The organism is Nonomuraea sp. NPDC005983, from assembly GCF_040614375.1.
Classification (GTDB): Bacteria; Actinomycetota; Actinomycetes; order Streptosporangiales; family Streptosporangiaceae; genus Nonomuraea.
The window spans coordinates 1-14,644 of the sequence record NZ_JBEXUP010000189.1; the positions used below are offsets into that span (position 1 = coordinate 1).

Below are 14,644 nucleotides of genomic sequence, written 5' to 3' on the forward strand. Positions count from 1 at the left end.
GACCACCTAGATCACCCCGCTTTCTACACCCTACTTTCCCTACCCGACGCACTTCCGATCGGCCTGGCCAGGCCCTCGCGCCGGTCGGAGGCGGCTCTGGCCGCCATCGCCAGCCGCCGCTCCTCGGCGGCCAGCTCACCCTCCGCCTCGGTGCGCCGCTCGACGGCCTCCTCCAGCAGCTCCTGGGCGTGCTCCAGCTCGGCCCTGAGGACGAGTTCCCGCTCGCGGACCTCGGCGGCCTCGCGCTCTAGGTCTTCGGGGTCGCGCCCGCGCCGCTCGATGGCGGCGGCGTCGAGGGCGTGCCGGTGCCGCTCTGCGGCCAGCTGCTCCAGCCCGGTGATGCGCTCGCGCAACGACGACAGCCGGAAGTAGGTCTCCTGGGCGGCGCTCAGCCGGGGCTGTGTCTCGGCCTCGGCGGCCTCCAGGGCGGCCTCGCGCTGCTGCCCCTCGGCCAGCTCGGCCTCGACCTGGGTGCGCCTGGACAGGATCGCCGCCTCGTCGGCCGCCTCGCGCTGCAGGGTCTCGCGCAGGATGCAGACGTCGTCGGCCAGCAGGCGCAGCCGCGCGTCGCGCAGGTCGGCCTGGATGACGGCGGCCTTGCGGGCGATCTCCGCCTGACGGCCGAGCGGCTTGAGCTGGCGGCGCAGCTCGGTGGCGAGGTCCTGGACGCGGGTGAGGTTGGCCTGCATGGCGTCGAGCTTGCGAAGCGCCTTTTCCTTGCGCTTGCGGTGCTTGAGTACGCCCGCGGCCTCCTCGATGAAGGCCCGCCGGTCTTCGGGGCCGGCGTGCAGCACCGCGTCGAGCTGGCCCTGCCCGACGATGACGTGCATCTCGCGGCCGATGCCCGAGTCGGACAGCAACTCCTGGATGTCGAGCAGCCGGCAGGTGTCGCCGTTGATCGCGTACTCGCTCTGGCCCGACCTGAACATCAGGCGGCTGATCGTGACCTCGGTGTAGTCGATCGGCAGCGCGCCGTCGGTGTTGTCGATGGTCAGGGTCACCTCGGCCCTGCCCAGGGGCGGCCTGGACGAGGTGCCGGCGAAGATGACGTCCTCCATCTTGCCGCCGCGCAGCGACTTGGCGCTGTGCTCGCCCATGACCCAGGCCAGCGCGTCGACGACGTTGGACTTGCCGGAGCCGTTGGGGCCCACCACGCAGGTGATGCCGGGCTCGAAACGCAGTGCGGTGGCGGAGGCGAAGGACTTGAAACCGCGCAGGGTGAGGGTCTTCAAATACACGCGGGGACCCCTTCTCCTGAGCGAACTTCGGGAAAGCCTACTGGTCCTCGCTGCCTGGCGTCGGCGGCTGCGGTCGAGTAAGCGGCCAACTACGCAAAAGAGGGCCAAAGCTTTCCCGTACGAGCGCAAATAACAAGGGACGCCTCTCCGAGACGTCCCTGATCTTGCGCTCCGATCACTCTCAGGTGAGTGCCGGCTCGCGCTCCTGTATGCGGCTGAGCGCCTCTTCGCGGGTAGCCGCCGCAAGAGCGTCATTCGTAGCCTGAAGTCGGATGAGTTCTGCCTCCAGATCCCGGATTCGCTGCTGCAGACGGCGCATCTCCGAGACCATTCGAGGGTCAGGACCGCCGACGTGGCCGAGTAGAGCCTTCGCCATGGTAAAGGGTCCTCCACGCTGAGTGACCAGACTGGTTCGCGCACTTCAGTTCCGCGGGAGGGGTGCGCGTGGTACTTAACAAGAGTCGCACCGGCAGTGTGGGCGGTCAAGTCGAACGGACCGCTGAGCCCTGCCGACAGGCACTCTCGCCATATAACTATACCCTATTTGGGCGGTTTAACGGAAGGGCTACCTCTCTACAAACCCCCCCAAACTACCTCTAGGTTCGCTCCAACGTTCCACTACTCCATCGACCCTGCCTGGCGTGTCGCAACCCCTGAGCAGCTCAAGCAGCTTGACGCAGGCGTCGCGCGGCCCTTCGGCCACAACCTCCACCCTGCCGTCGTCCGTGTTGCGCGCCCAGCCCATCAATCCGAGTTCCAGAGCCCTGGCGCGAGTCCACCACCGAAAGCCGACTCCTTGAACTCTGCCCCTCACCCAGGCGGTCACGCGGATATTTTCGGCATTTTGTAGTGCATTGTCCATTTTTACTCTCCGTAATGGACGGCAATGAGTGCCATTTTCCCCCACCTCACGCCACCAGGTCCCCCGCGCGCGACCGGATCACGGTGGCGGCGGCCTCGTTGAACGCCCTGATCGTGGCCGTCTCCGCCGAGCGGAGCCAGGCCAGCCCGAGCCGCGACGGCGGCAGGCCGGTGACGGGGACGAAGACGATGTCGGGACGCCCGTGCTGGGCCGCCGTGGGCGAGCAGAACAGCATGCCGCCCCGGTTCAGCGCGACCTGGGTGAAGCCCTCCTGACTCGTGGCGACCGTGCCCGCAGACGGAACCGGCCGGCCCTCCGGGGTCGCCGTGGGGGCGATCAGCTCGCGTAGCGGGCGCGGCGCGCGGGTGTCCAGGCCGATCAGGGGAACGCCGGCCAGTTCCTCCGCGCCGATCGTCCGCCTGGACGCCAGGGGATGGCGCTTCGACAGGCCCAGGCACACCGGGACGTTGTTGAGCGCGGGGCCCGTGACCACGTCCGGCTCCTCGACGGGGAGCAGGGTGAAGGTCACGTCCACCTCGCCGTCGCGCAGCCTGCTGAACGGGTCGGAGAGGAGCACCTCCGCGAGCACGACCTCGCACCTCGGGTGCCGGCGCTCGAACGCCCGCACCGCCCCCATCACGACGTCCGAGGGAGACCCCTGGAAGCCGACCCGCAGGACGCCCTCCACGCGGCGCGCCCCGGCCTTGGCCTGCTCCATCGCCGCCGCCAGGCCGTCGTAGGCGGGACGCAGGTCCGCCAGGAAGCGCTCCCCGAGCGGCGTCAGCCGCACGCTCCTGCTCGAGCGCTCGAACAGCCGGGCCCCGATCCGCGTCTCCAGCGCGCGCACGAGCTGGCTGACCCGCCCCGGCGAGACGTAGAGGCGCTCGGCGGCCCGGGCGAAGTGCAGCTCCTCGCTGAGCACGACGAAGCATTCCAGTTCCCTGAACTCCATCTCACTCCTTAGTCCCACTAAACCAAGGGTTCGATCCTCGTCATTGTTCCGCCGAGCGGTCCGGCTGAAGGCTGGACGGCATGACGATCACCGTTGAACGAGCGAACTGGTTCGCCGTGTCCGCCGTCGCCGTGGGCACGTTCTCCGTTGTCACCAGCGAGATGCTGCCGGTCGGGCTGCTGACCTCCATCGGCTCCGGCCTCGGAGTGTCCGCCGGGACGGCCGGGTTGACGATGACCGCTCCCGGCCTGGTCGCCGCGGTGGCCGCGCCCGTGCTGGTGGTCACGGCCCGCGGGGTCGACCGGCGGACCCTGCTGGGCGCGCTCATGCTGCTGCTGGCGGCGGCCAACCTGCTGGCCGCGCTCGCGCCGGACTACTGGGTGATGCTGGCGGCCAGGCTGCTGGTCGGGGTGAGCATCGGCGGGTTCTGGGCCTTCGCGGCGGGGCTGGGCGTGCGGCTGGCACCGGAGCGGTCGGTGGGCCGGGCCACCGCGCTGATCTCCGGAGGCATCTCCGTGGCGTCCGTGCTCGGCGTGCCCGCCGGAACGTTCCTGGCACAGCTGGCGGGCTGGCGGGCGGCGTTCGCGGCGGTGGCGGTGCTGGCCCTGGGGGTGTGCGCGGCCATCGCGCTGACAGTCCCGCCGCTGCCCGCCGGGCCCGCCGTCCGGCTGAGGGAGCTGGGGCCCGTCAGGGTCGTGATGGCCGTCACCGCGCTGCTCGTGACCGGCCACTTCGCGGCCTACACCTACGTCAGGCCGTTCCTGGAGCAGGTCTCGGGAGCGGGCGCCGGGCTGGTCACCGCCGCCCTGCTGCTGTACGGGGTCGCGGGCGTGCTCGGGAACTTCGCCGCCGGAGCGCGGGCGGCCCGCGTCCCCAGACGGGCGCTGGTGACGCTGGCCGCGCTGATCGCCCTCGCGACGGCGGCCCTGCCCCTGATCGGCCAGCCTCTGCCCGTGCTCGCGCTCTGGGGTGTCGCGTACGGGGGCGTGTCGGTCTCGCTCCAGCTCTGGGTGATCAGGGCCGGCGGCGGCGACGCGGCGATGGCCGTGTTCACCAGCGTCTTCAACGCCGCCATCTCGCTCGGGGCGCTGCTCGGCGGCAGGATCGTGGACGGGATCTCCATCCCGGCGGTGATGTGGGCGGGCGCCGCGCTCGCCTGCGTCAGCGCGGCCTGCGCTGGCATCTGGGGCAGGAGTACGACGAACGGTTCATGAACGCCTCCCGCCTGATCGGGGTGCCGCAGCGGGAGCAGGGCTGGTCGCGCCGGCCGTACGCCTCCAGCGAGCGGTCGAAGTAGCCGCTCTCGCCGTTGACGTTCACGTACAGGCTGTCGAAGGACGTGCCGCCCTGCTGCAGCGCGGCTCCCATGACCGTGCGCACGGCCTCGACCAACTCGGCGATCTTCGGACGGGTCAGGCTCTGCGTGGGACGCGCCCAGTGCAGCCTGGCCAGCCAGAGCGCCTCGTCGGCGTAGATGTTGCCGACGCCGCTGATCAGCGACTGGTCGAGCAGGGCCCGTTTGATCTCGGTGTGCTTGGCCCTGAGCCTGCGGGTGAACTCGTCCTCGTCGAAGGCGGCCTCGAACGGGTCGGGGGCGATATGCGCGATCGGCTCGGGGACGCCCTCGACCAGAGGCGTGAGCATCACGTGACCGAACGTCCGCTGGTCGACGAAGCGCAGGTCGGGGCCGCCGTCCTCGAAACGCAGGCGGACCCGCAGATGCTTCTCCAGCGGCGCGGCGGGCTCGACCACGAGCAGCTGGCCGCTCATGCCCAGGTGGGCGAGCAGCGCCTCCTCGGCGCCCGACAGCGGCAGCCACAGGTACTTGCCGCGCCGCTGCGCCGACTTCACCAGACGGCCCTTCAGGCGTGCGGTGAACTCGTCGGCGCCCGGCACGTGCCGCCTGATCGCGCGCGGGTGCAGCACCTCGGCCGAGGCGATCCTGCGGCCGATGACCCACGTCGCGAGGCCGCGCCTGACGACTTCGACCTCTGGCAGCTCCGGCAACTAGCCCGCCGGCTGGCTCTCGCGCTGCTCGCGGCGGGCCCTGATGCGGGTCCAGGCCGCCTCGGCCGCCTGCTGCTCGGCCTCCTTCTTGCTGCGCCCGTTGCCCGTGCCGTACGACTCGCCGCCGACCCGCACCACCGCGGTGAACGACTTGGCGTGGTCGGGGCCGCTCTCCTCGACGTGGTACTCGGGCACGCCGAGCGCCTCGGACGCGGTGAGCTCCTGCAGGGAGGTCTTCCAGTCGAGCCCGGCGCCCAGCGACGCCGAGCGGACGATCAGCGGGTCGAACAGCAGGTGAACCACCCTGAACGCCTCGTCGAGGCCCTTGTCGACGTAGATGGCGCCGATCAGCGCCTCCAGCGTGTCGGCCAGGATCGACGACTTGTCACGGCCGCCCGTGCCCTCCTCGCCCCTGCCGAGCCGCAGGAACCGGCCCAGGCCCAGGTTGCGCGCCACGTCGGCCAGGGCGCGCATGTTGACCACCGCGGCCCGCAGCTTGGCGAGCTGCCCTTCCGGCAGGTCGGGGTGGTTGCGGTAGAGGGTGTCGGTGACCACGAGGCCCAGCACCGAGTCGCCGAGGAACTCCAGGCGCTCGTTGGTGGGCAGGCCGCCGTTCTCGTACGCGTACGAGCGGTGCGTCAGCGCCCGCTCGAGAATGTCGGAGTCGAGGCTGACCGACAGCACTCGCTCCAGCTCGTCTCTGGCGACCTCCACGGCCACCGGCTTGGGACCCGCACCCACGTGCTTCCTCCTTGGACGTCTTCACAAGGCGCGACGGCTGCGGAGAATGCCCGAAAACGTGGTGGGCGTCGGGAGAACCCCGGCGTCCACCACGACCGCGGGCGAACCGCCACCGCACGCATTTGAGACGGTAACGCCGACCGGGGCACAATGGCACCCGGTCGGCATCACGTCAACTGCGAGATCAGGCAGACGGCTCGATGACCTGACGACGGTTGTAGGTGCCGCAGGTGGGGCACGCGATGTGCGGCTGCTTGGGCGAACGGCACTGCGGGCAGCTCACCAGGGCGACAGCAGTCGTCTTCCACTGGGAGCGACGGGCGCGGGTGTTGCTCCGCGACATCTTTCGCTTCGGGACGGCCACGTCACTTCTCCTGATCGTTATCGTTCTCGGTAACCAGACCTTGCAACGACGCCCACCGGGCGTCGATCTTCTCGTGCCGGTGGTCGTCGCCGGCCTCGGCCAGCTTGACCCCGCACTCCACGCAGAGCCCCCGGCAGTCTTCTCGGCAGACCGGGCTCAACGGCAGTGCGAGCACCACCGCGTCGCGGAACGTCGGCTCGAGGTCGAGCAGCTCCCCGTCGAGCAGCGAATCTTCCTCCGAGGCGTCCTCGTCGGAGTAGAAGAACAGCTCCTGCAGGTCAACCTCGATCTCCGAGGTGACCGGGTCGAGGCACCGCACGCACTCCCCGGAGAGCGGGGTCTGCGCCGTACCCGAGACGAGCACGCCTTCCATCACTGCTTCGAGCCGGAGATCCAGCTCGACTTCGGCGCCCTTGGGGACGCCGATCATGTTGACGCCGAGATCCGCCGGTGCCGGGAGAGTCACGGCGAGCTCACGCATCGTGCCCGGCCGCTTTCCCAGATCATGAGTGGAGATCACCCAAGGGGAGCGGGGGTTGAGGTGCTGAGTCATCCTGCTCTCGCTAGGCATGGCGAACTGTCGCCGTCGTACAAGGCCGAAATGAAAGGATACCAGGTGACCACTAGCCCCTGAGCCGCTCAATGAGCAGCTTGTGCACCAGGTCGGGCACCAGGCCGGACACGTCCCCACCATACCGGGCGATCTCCTTGACCCGGCTGGATGAGAGGAACGAGTACTCGGGGTTCGTCGGCATGAACAGCGTCTCGACTCCCGACAGCCGGTAGTTGAGCTGGGCCATCTGCAGCTCGTAGTCGAAGTCGCTGACCACCCTGATCCCCTTGACGATCGCGGGGATGTCGTTCTGCTTGCAGAAGTCGACGAGCAGGCCGTGGAACTTCTGGACCTTGACGTTCGGGTACTCCTTGGTCACGGTCTGCAGGATGTCGATCCGTTCGTCGACCGTGAACAGGCTGCTCTTCTCCAGGTTGATCAGTACCGCGACGGTCACCTCGTCGTAGAGCCGGGCGGACCGGCCGATGATGTCGAGATGGCCATTGGTGATGGGGTCGAACGACCCCGGGCAGACAACGCGGCGCAAAACGCCTCCCCAGGTCTACGGGTTCCCGGCGGCGCGACCGTACCAAACGGATGCTTCGCCATATCTACGGACCCTCTCCTCAAAGTACCCTTCGGGCCACACCAGCGACTTTCCCCGCGTCTCCCGTTCGAATGCCACCAGGGCCTCCCCTGCCAGCCAGCCGTTGTCGCGCAACAGCTCCAGCACCCGCGTGACGTCCTCGTCCGCCAGGGCGTAGGGGGGGTCGGCGAAGACGATGTCGTACGGCTCCCCCTCCGGGGGCCTGCCGAGCACCCGCTCCACCTTGTCGGCCACCACCCGCGCCCCCGGCAGCCCCAGCGCGTCGACGTTCGCCCTGATGGTCCGCACGGCCCTCTGGTCGGACTCGACCAGCAGCGCGTGCGCCGCCCCCCGCGACAGCGCCTCCAGCCCCACCGCGCCCGACCCGGCGTACAGATCCAGCACCCGGGCCCCGTCGAGCCCGTGCAGCGAGTCGAGGGTCAAGAAGATTCCTTCTCGAGCCCTGTCGCTGGTCGGTCTCGTGCCGCGCCCCGGCGGGACGGTCAGCCGTCGCCCACCCGCGCTCCCCGCGATGATCCGAGTCATGCGAGCCATTGTTCCGCATATCGGTGCAGGTCAAGAGTGGACAAGTGTCGGCCTCGTCTGCGCAAGGGTGATTCACATTGCCCGGACAGCCCCGCATGATGAGTTCTGCGGCCTCCGAGGTGACCCAGATGGAGGCCGACCGGCGTGATCGTGAGCCCTTCCGCACGCCGGTGCCCTCGGCACCTGACCCGAGGGGTGGGCCCAGCCGGGGACGGCATTCGGGGGGAGGCCGTCCCCGCGGCTGGGCCCAACAATCATGTTCAGGTCTTCTCCAGGTACCCGGCCCGCTCGTCGGCCAGCAGCCTGTCGATCTCCGCGCGCAGCCCCGCGTGCGACTCCAGCGAGGGGTCGGACGCCAGCAGCGCCGCCGCCTCCGCGCGGGCGGTCTCGATCACGTCCTCGTCTCTCAGCAGCTGCAGCAGCTTCAGCGACGTCCGCTTGCCCGACTGGGCCGCGCCCAGGACGTCGCCCTCGCGGCGCTGTTCCAGGTCGACCCGCGACAGCTCGAAGCCGTCGAGGGTGGCCGCCACCGCGTCGAGACGGGCGCGGGCGGGGGTGCCCTCGGGGAAGTCGGACACCAGCAGGCACAGCCCCGGCAGGCCGCCCCTGCCCACCCGGCCGCGGAGCTGGTGAAGCTGGGAGACGCCGAACCGGTCGGCGTCCATGATGATCATGACGGAGGAGTTGGGGACGTCGACGCCCACCTCGATGACCGTGGTGGCGACCAGCACGTCGAGCTCGCCCCGCGAGAAGGAGCGCATGATCGCGTCTTTCTCCTCCGGCGGGAGCTTGCCGTGCAGGACGGCGAGCCTCAGGTCGTGGAAGGGCCCCTCGGACAGCAGCTCCGCCACGTCGAGGACCGCGAGCGGCGGGCGGCGCTCCTCGTCGGAGGTGACCTCCAGGTCGCCCTCGTCGCCCTCGGTGTCGCCGATGCGGGGGCAGACGATGTACGCCTGCCTGCCCAGCGCCACCTCCTCGCGCACCCGCTCCCAGGTGCGCTCCAGGAAGTGCGGCTTCTCCGCCGCCGGGACGACGTGCGTGGTGATGGGCGCGCGCCCCGAGGGCAGCTGCGACAGCGTGGAGACCTCCAGATCGCCGAAGACGGTCATGGCGACCGTGCGCGGGATCGGGGTGGCGGTCATGACCAGCACGTGCGGACGGTTGCCGCCCGCCTTCTCGCGCAGCGCGTCGCGCTGCTCCACGCCGAAGCGGTGCTGCTCGTCGACCACGACCAGCCCCAGGTCGGCGAACTGGACGTGCTCCTGGAGCAGGGCGTGGGTGCCCACGACGATGCCGGCCGTGCCCGAGGCGGCGTCGAGCAGCGCGGAACGGCGGGCCGCGGCCCCCATCGAGCCCGTCAGCAGCGTGACCGCGGTGCCGCCGAACATGCCGCCCTGCGCGAGATCGCCCAGCATGCCGGTGATCGAGCGGTGGTGCTGCTGGGCGAGCACCTCGGTGGGCGCGAGCAGCGCCGCCTGGCCGCCCGCGTCGACCACCTGCAGCATCGCGCGCAGCGCCACCACCGTCTTGCCGGCGCCGACCTCGCCCTGGAGCAGCCGATGCATCGGGTGCTCCAGGGCGAGGTCGGCCGCGATCTCCTCGCCCACCAGCGCCTGGCCCTCGGTGAGCGAGAACGGCAGCCGGCCGTCGAAGTCGGCCAGCAGCCCGCCGTCGCGCCGGGGCCGCGCCTTGGCCGGCCAGGCCGTGGCCGCCTGCCTGCGCTGCAACAGCACCGCCTGCAGCACGAACGCCTCGTCGAACTTCAGCCGCTTGCGCGCCCGCTGCACGTCGCCGAAGTCCTTCGGACGGTGGACGGCCACCAGCGCCTCGGCCAGCCCCTCCAGCTTCAGCCGTGCGCGCAGCGACTCGGGCAGCGAGTCGTCGAGCGGGCCGAGCGTGTCGAGCACCACGCCGATCGCGCGCCTGATCGCCCACGGCGTGAGGTCCTTGCCCGCCGGGTAGATCGGCACCGGCGCGGCCGCGAACTCCGCGGCGCTGGCCTCGCTCTCCTCGAACAGCTCGAACTCCGGATGCGCCAGCTGCCAGCGCGGGCTGGTGCGCGACCCGAACAGCCCCACCTTGCCCGCGAACATGCCGCGCCGCCCCGGCTTGAGCCGCGACTCGGCCACGTGCGACCCCTTGCCGAAGAACGACAGGTAGATCTTGTTGCGGTTGCCGTCGACGACCTCGACCTCCAGCCAGGTGCCGCCCCGGTTGCGCATCGGCTTGCGCATCAGCCTGGTGACCTCACCGACCACCGTGACGTGCTCGTCGACCTCCAGCGCGTCGAGCGAGGTCAGCTCGCCGCGCTCGGCGTAGCGGCGCGGGTAGTGACGCAGCAGGTCGCCGACCGTCTCCAGGCCGAGCACGCTGTGCAGCAGCTTGGCGGTCTTCGGGTCGAGGGCCTTGGTCAGGGGCTCGTCGAAACGGCTCACGGCTCTATGTTCTACCGCCTGTGACCGACAGGATTCGTCCGACATTCATTCGACGCCGATGAGCAGCGGGTAGCCGCCCTGCTCTCCGTCGTAGACGACCAGGTCCAGCTCGGGCCTGGCGCGGTTCAGGTGCTCCTCGACGCGGGCCGCGAGCCGCGCGGGGGCGTCCCTGCCGGTGACGAGGGTGACCAGCTCGCCGCCGCCCGCCACCATCCTGTCGACCACCGTCGTGGCCACCGCGTCGAGCGTGCCGCCGATCACGGCCACGTCGCCGTCGATCAGCCCGAGGACGTCCCCCGGACGGCACACGCCCGCGCTGGTGACCGCCTCCCTGTCGGCCACCGTCAGATGGCCGTGCCGGGTGTGGCCCGCCGCGTCGGTCATCGCCACCACGTCGTCGTCGAAGCGGCGCAGCGGGTCGTGCACGGCCAGCGCCGCCAGCCCCTGCACGGTGGCCTTGGTCGGGAGCACGCTGACCACGACCCCGTCCTCGCGGGCGATCTCCGCCGCCGCGGCGGCCACGGACCTGACGTGCTCGTCGTTCGGCAGCACCGCGACCTCGCTGCCCGCCTGTCTGATCGCCGCCAGCATCGCGGGAAGCGTGGGCGTGCCGCCTGGCGACCGCCGGACCACCACCGCGCCGCCGTCCTCGAACAGCGCGGCGATCCCGTCGCCTGCGGCGACGGCCACCACGCCCCTGCCCGCGCTGGCCCGGTGCGTGCGCTCCGCCAGGTAGGTGACCTTGATCCGGTGCGGACGCCCCGCCCGCAGCGCGGCCTCGATCGCCGGGCCCGCCTCGTCCACGTGCACGTGGACGTTCCACAGCCCCTCCCCGCCCACCACGACCAGCGAGTCGCCCATCGCGTCGAGCTCCGCGCGCAGCCCCGCCACGGCCGCGTCGTCGGCGTCGAGCAGGTACATCACCTCGTACCCCGCCCCCACCTCGGCCATCGGCGAGATCCGCGAGGTCGGCGCGGGCACCTCGTAGCGGCCGCCGTAGGAGCCGGTGATCACCTCCGCGAGCGACTCCAGGACGATCGCCAGGCCCGCGCCGCCCGCGTCCACCACGCCGCTGCGGGCGAGCACGTCGAGCTGCTCAGGGGTGCGGCGCAGCGCCGCGCGGGCCTCCCCCGCCGCGCGCCGCGCGACCTCTGCGAGGCCGCCCTCCGCGTCCTGGACGGCCTGGGCCACGGCCTCCAGCACGCTCAGCACCGTGCCCTCGACCGGCCTGGCCACCGCCTCCCTGGCCAGGGTCGCCGCCCTGAGCAGCGCCGCGCGCAGGTCGGAGCCGTCCTTCAGCACCTCGGCCAGCCCGCGCAGCCCCTGGCTGACGATGACCCCGGAGTTGCCGCGCGCCCCGACCAGCGCGCCGTAGGAGAGCGTCTGCCAGGTCACCGCGGAGTCGACGCCGTCGGGCAGCGCCTCGACGGCCTCTGCCGCCGACAGCATGGTCAGGTGCAGGTTGGTGCCGGTGTCGCCGTCGGCGACGGGGAAGACGTTCAGCGCGTCGATCTCGGCCCTGGCGGCGCCCAGCGCGTCGGCGGCCAGGCGGGCCCAGCGGCGTACCGCGGGCGGATCGAGAACCTCCATCTGCGCGCTCCGACCTCCCCGAGTGCGCTACCGTTAATCGAGGAGGATATCGCCGCATTCGGCGCAGTCCAGTGCCTGTGGTTCGCGTCCAGGGGTACGGATCGGATATCCTCGTCTGGCTGGCCGGTTGTCCCGGCATGCCCTCCGCCCGGAAAGCATCACGCGGACAGGGCTACATCGACTGTTTTAAGGAGCGATACCGTGGCTTCCGTCTGCGATGTCTGCCGCAAGGGGCCGACCTTCGGCAACAACGTGTCCCACTCCCACCGCCGCACCCGTCGCCGTTGGAACCCCAACATCCAGACGGTTCGCGCGGTCATCGGCGGCACGCCGAAGAAGCTGAACGTGTGCACCTCGTGCATCAAGGCGGGCAAGGTCACCCGCTAGTTCCGAGTTTCCCGGAAGCCCGTCGCTCACCGAGCGGCGGGCTTTCGTCGTCTCCGGCGCAAGCCCGCCCCGCACGCCGAAGACGGAGCCGGAGGCGCTGGGAGCCAACCCCGCGTGCTGGAGACGGGGCCGGAGACACTGGGAGCCCGCCTCGCGCGCTGGAGACGGAGCCGGAGACGCAGAGCCCGCCTCGCGCGCCGGATGGACCGGGTCAGCGCCACTGCCAGGCGTGGTCCACGGGGCCGATGCCGTCGCCCAGGGGGAAGCCTCGGGCGATCGCGCCCGTCACGTACTCCTTGGCCCTGCCGACCGCCTCCGGCACGTCGTCGCCCAGCGCGAGCCGGGAGGCGATGGCGGAGGCCAGGGTGCAGCCGGTGCCGTGGGTGTGCCGGTTGTCGAGGCGGGCTGCAGAGAAGCGGTACTCGCTGGTGCCGTCGGTGAGCAGGTCAACGGGCTCGCCCGGCAGGTGGCCCCCCTTGATCAGTGCCCAGGCCGGACCCAGCTCGAGCACGGCGTCCGCGGCGCGGCGCAGCCCGTCCTCGTCCTCGACCTTGACCGAGGTGAGCTGCTCGACCTCCCACAGGTTCGGCGTGACGACGGTGGCGACGGGCAGCAGCAGCGTCCGGATCGTCTCGACCGCGTCGGGCGCGAGCAGCGCGTCGCCGTGCTTCGACACCCCCACCGGATCGACCACCACAGGCGCGTCGTAGGCCCCCAGCGCCTGGGCGACCACCTCGACCAGGCGTGATGAGGCCAGCATGCCCGTCTTGACCGCCTGTGCGCCGATGTCGCCCAGCACCGAGTCGAGCTGGGCGCGCACGGCCTCGGGAGGCAGCTCCCAGTAGCCCTGGACGCCCAGCGAGTTCTGCGCGGTGACCGCGGCGATGACGCTCATGCCGTGGACACCGTGGGCGAGCATGGTCTTCAGGTCGGCCTGGATGCCCGCTCCGCCTCCGGAGTCGGATCCGGCCACGGTCAGCACGCGCGGAGGGGTCGAAGCCGTCATGTCCCCCATCCAACCACGTACCGGGCGGATGCCTACTTGACGGCGCAGTCCCCGCCGACCATCCCGCAGCTCGCCGGCTGCGTGGCCTTGCCGACGGCCGTGAACGTGACCTCCGCCGAGGCCCCGGACGCGAGCGGCGCGGCCAGGTCGATGATGAGCAGGTCGCCGTCCTGCGTCCACGTGGCGCCCGACACGTCGAGCACCTTCCCGGTGACCGGCAGTGAGACGGTGAGCGCGCCCAGCGCCCGCTGCGAGCTGTTGACCACGTCCAGGTGGGCCGTGTAGCCGGTCAGCCGCTGCTTGGCCTGGTAGTCGATGTTCACCGAGCCGGCGCCGGGGGCGGTGCTCGCATCGGGCGCGGTGGTGCCGTCGGTCGGGACGACGCCGCCGTCGTGGAGGACCGAGGGCTCGTCGGACGGCGTCGCCGAGACGCTGTCCAGCGGGGTGGGCTCGACCGGCGCCCTCGTCGGCTTCGGAGACGACGTCTTCGTCTTCGTCTTCGTCTTCGTCGGAGTGGGGCTCGGGGACGTGGTACGGCGCGGCGTGCGGGGGGCGATGGTGGCCGTGGGCGACGGGGTGTCCTCGGCGGGGGTGCTCTCCTCCTCCGTCGGCTCCTCGGTGGGCGTCTCGGAGTCCTCCTCTGTCGGAGTGCCGGACTGCGAGGTCTGCGGCCCCGGCTGGTTGGACGCCTGCACCGCGGCGCAGGTGCCGCCGGAGCACTTCTCAGCCGCCGTGCCGGACGAGCCCATCAGCTTGACGCCCGCGACGGTCCCGCCGAGCACGACGGCGACCGCGGCCACGGAGAGCAGGGCCACCTTGCCCTTCCCGCCGCCGCGGGAGGGCGCGTCGAGCACGTCGTGGTCGCGTGCCGCCTTGCGGCGGCCGCGGCGGCGCGGCTTGTCGTCCTCGTCGTCGGCCGACCACTCGGAGCCGCCCAGGAACCTGTCGTTGTCGGCCCACGCGGGGGCGGTCCCGTCGATCATGGTCGGCTCGCCGGCGACCTTGACGTCCCCCGGCTCGGGCAGCCTGCCGGGCCACCGATCGTCGAAGTCGCCTCCCGGACGCGTCCCGAAGGGGTCGGAGTCCCCCGGACGCGTCCCGAACGTCTGGGTCGCGTCGGGGCGCTGCTCGAACGCCTGCGTGCCGTCGGGAGGCGAGCCGAAGGCTCCGGCGCCCTGGTCAGGACGCTGCCTGAAGGCGTCGGGACGGGCGAAGGGGTCGGACGCGGGCCCGACGGAGTCGAGGTGCTGGGTCGCCTCGGGGGCGTCCCAGTGCGGGGGACGCGCGAAGGCGCCCGTGGTCTCGAACGGCTGCTCGACGTCCGGAGCGGGCCCGCGGGGGGGCGGCGCGCCGAACGGCTGACCGGTGTCCGGGCCG

The 14,644-nt window shown here is 71.4% G+C and carries 14 protein-coding genes and 2 pseudogenes; 2 read left to right on the top strand and 14 right to left on the bottom strand.

Translation table 11 applies throughout. From position 1 onward, the window contains the following. Positions 1-62 precede the first annotated feature (62 nt). The 4 genes and pseudogenes from ABZ297_RS42670 to ABZ297_RS42685 form a co-directional block, all read right to left on the bottom strand. Positions 63-1,238, bottom strand: a pseudogene (locus ABZ297_RS42670) (AAA family ATPase); the annotation flags it as partial. A 181-nt stretch (positions 1,239-1,419) separates the two neighbouring features. Then, positions 1,420-1,614 carry a hypothetical protein gene (locus ABZ297_RS42675; RefSeq protein WP_355358869.1) on the bottom strand — a complete coding sequence of 65 codons (195 nt, stop codon included), beginning with the start codon at positions 1,612-1,614 and terminating at the stop codon, positions 1,420-1,422. Between the two features lie 189 nt (positions 1,615-1,803). Next, positions 1,804-2,100, bottom strand: coding sequence for an acylphosphatase (locus ABZ297_RS42680; RefSeq protein ID WP_355358872.1), 297 nt, complete (start codon positions 2,098-2,100; stop codon positions 1,804-1,806). Positions 2,101-2,146: 46 nt separating this feature from the next. After that, the gene (locus ABZ297_RS42685) at positions 2,147-3,052 is read right to left on the bottom strand and encodes a LysR family transcriptional regulator (RefSeq protein ID WP_355358875.1); all 906 of its coding nucleotides are present in this window, start codon (positions 3,050-3,052) and stop codon (positions 2,147-2,149) included. A gap of 80 nt (positions 3,053-3,132) precedes the next feature. On the opposite strand from ABZ297_RS42685, the gene ABZ297_RS42690 reads away from it, so the two are divergent. Then, complete coding sequence (locus ABZ297_RS42690; protein ID WP_355358878.1) at positions 3,133-4,266, top strand: MFS transporter; 1,134 nt, start codon at positions 3,133-3,135, stop codon at positions 4,264-4,266. On the opposite strand, the gene mutM is transcribed toward ABZ297_RS42690, so the two are convergent. The 8 genes from mutM to ABZ297_RS42730 all read right to left on the bottom strand — a co-directional run bounded on the left by mutM (position 4,214) and on the right by ABZ297_RS42730 (position 11,874). After that, complete coding sequence (gene mutM, locus ABZ297_RS42695) at positions 4,214-5,059, bottom strand: bifunctional DNA-formamidopyrimidine glycosylase/DNA-(apurinic or apyrimidinic site) lyase (RefSeq protein ID WP_355358881.1); 846 nt, start codon at positions 5,057-5,059, stop codon at positions 4,214-4,216. The genes ABZ297_RS42690 and mutM overlap by 53 nt on opposite strands. Continuing rightward, a complete protein-coding gene (rnc, locus tag ABZ297_RS42700; protein ID WP_355358898.1) occupies positions 5,060-5,773 on the bottom strand; it encodes a ribonuclease III in 714 nt (237 codons plus the stop codon). A 211-nt stretch (positions 5,774-5,984) separates the two neighbouring features. Further along, complete coding sequence (rpmF, locus tag ABZ297_RS42705; RefSeq protein WP_033409409.1) at positions 5,985-6,164, bottom strand: 50S ribosomal protein L32; 180 nt, start codon at positions 6,162-6,164, stop codon at positions 5,985-5,987. Between the two features lies 1 nt (position 6,165). Further along, the gene (locus tag ABZ297_RS42710; protein ID WP_355358884.1) at positions 6,166-6,717 is read right to left on the bottom strand and encodes a YceD family protein; all 552 of its coding nucleotides are present in this window, start codon (positions 6,715-6,717) and stop codon (positions 6,166-6,168) included. A gap of 70 nt (positions 6,718-6,787) precedes the next feature. Beyond that, positions 6,788-7,264 carry a pantetheine-phosphate adenylyltransferase gene (coaD, locus tag ABZ297_RS42715; RefSeq protein WP_350808489.1) on the bottom strand — a complete coding sequence of 159 codons (477 nt, stop codon included), beginning with the start codon at positions 7,262-7,264 and terminating at the stop codon, positions 6,788-6,790. A 15-nt stretch (positions 7,265-7,279) separates the two neighbouring features. Further along, on the bottom strand, positions 7,280-7,849 hold the full coding sequence (gene rsmD / locus ABZ297_RS42720) for a 16S rRNA (guanine(966)-N(2))-methyltransferase RsmD (protein ID WP_355358886.1): 570 nt from the start codon (positions 7,847-7,849) through the stop codon (positions 7,280-7,282). Positions 7,850-8,109: 260 nt separating this feature from the next. Next, complete coding sequence (recG, locus tag ABZ297_RS42725) at positions 8,110-10,284, bottom strand: ATP-dependent DNA helicase RecG (protein WP_355358889.1); 2,175 nt, start codon at positions 10,282-10,284, stop codon at positions 8,110-8,112. 45 nt (positions 10,285-10,329) lie between these two features. Further along, on the bottom strand, positions 10,330-11,874 hold the full coding sequence (locus ABZ297_RS42730; RefSeq protein WP_355358892.1) for a DAK2 domain-containing protein: 1,545 nt from the start codon (positions 11,872-11,874) through the stop codon (positions 10,330-10,332). A gap of 201 nt (positions 11,875-12,075) precedes the next feature. Between ABZ297_RS42730 and rpmB the strand changes: the two genes are divergently transcribed. Then, positions 12,076-12,261 (top strand): 50S ribosomal protein L28, encoded by a 186-nt coding sequence (gene rpmB / locus ABZ297_RS42735; RefSeq protein WP_049556934.1) that lies wholly within the window; start codon positions 12,076-12,078, stop codon positions 12,259-12,261. Between the two features lie 211 nt (positions 12,262-12,472). Here the strand turns inward: rpmB and thiD are convergent, their stop codons facing one another. Beyond that, a complete protein-coding gene (gene thiD, locus ABZ297_RS42740) occupies positions 12,473-13,276 on the bottom strand; it encodes a bifunctional hydroxymethylpyrimidine kinase/phosphomethylpyrimidine kinase (protein ID WP_355358895.1) in 804 nt (267 codons plus the stop codon). A 23-nt stretch (positions 13,277-13,299) separates the two neighbouring features. Further along, positions 13,300-14,644: pseudogene (locus ABZ297_RS42745) on the bottom strand (hypothetical protein); the annotation flags it as partial.

Coding starts and splice junctions, on each gene's coding strand:
- ABZ297_RS42675 (WP_355358869.1), bottom strand. CDS start 1,614: ATGGCGAAGGCTCTACTCGGCCACGTCGGCGGTCCTGACCCTCGAATG.
- ABZ297_RS42680 (WP_355358872.1), bottom strand. CDS start 2,100: ATGGACAATGCACTACAAAATGCCGAAAATATCCGCGTGACCGCCTGG.
- ABZ297_RS42685 (WP_355358875.1), bottom strand. CDS start 3,052: ATGGAGTTCAGGGAACTGGAATGCTTCGTCGTGCTCAGCGAGGAGCTG.
- ABZ297_RS42690 (WP_355358878.1), top strand. CDS start 3,133: ATGACGATCACCGTTGAACGAGCGAACTGGTTCGCCGTGTCCGCCGTC.
- ABZ297_RS42710 (WP_355358884.1), bottom strand. CDS start 6,717: ATGACTCAGCACCTCAACCCCCGCTCCCCTTGGGTGATCTCCACTCAT.
- rsmD (WP_355358886.1), bottom strand. CDS start 7,849: ATGACTCGGATCATCGCGGGGAGCGCGGGTGGGCGACGGCTGACCGTC.
- ABZ297_RS42730 (WP_355358892.1), bottom strand. CDS start 11,874: ATGGAGGTTCTCGATCCGCCCGCGGTACGCCGCTGGGCCCGCCTGGCC.
- thiD (WP_355358895.1), bottom strand. CDS start 13,276: ATGGGGGACATGACGGCTTCGACCCCTCCGCGCGTGCTGACCGTGGCC.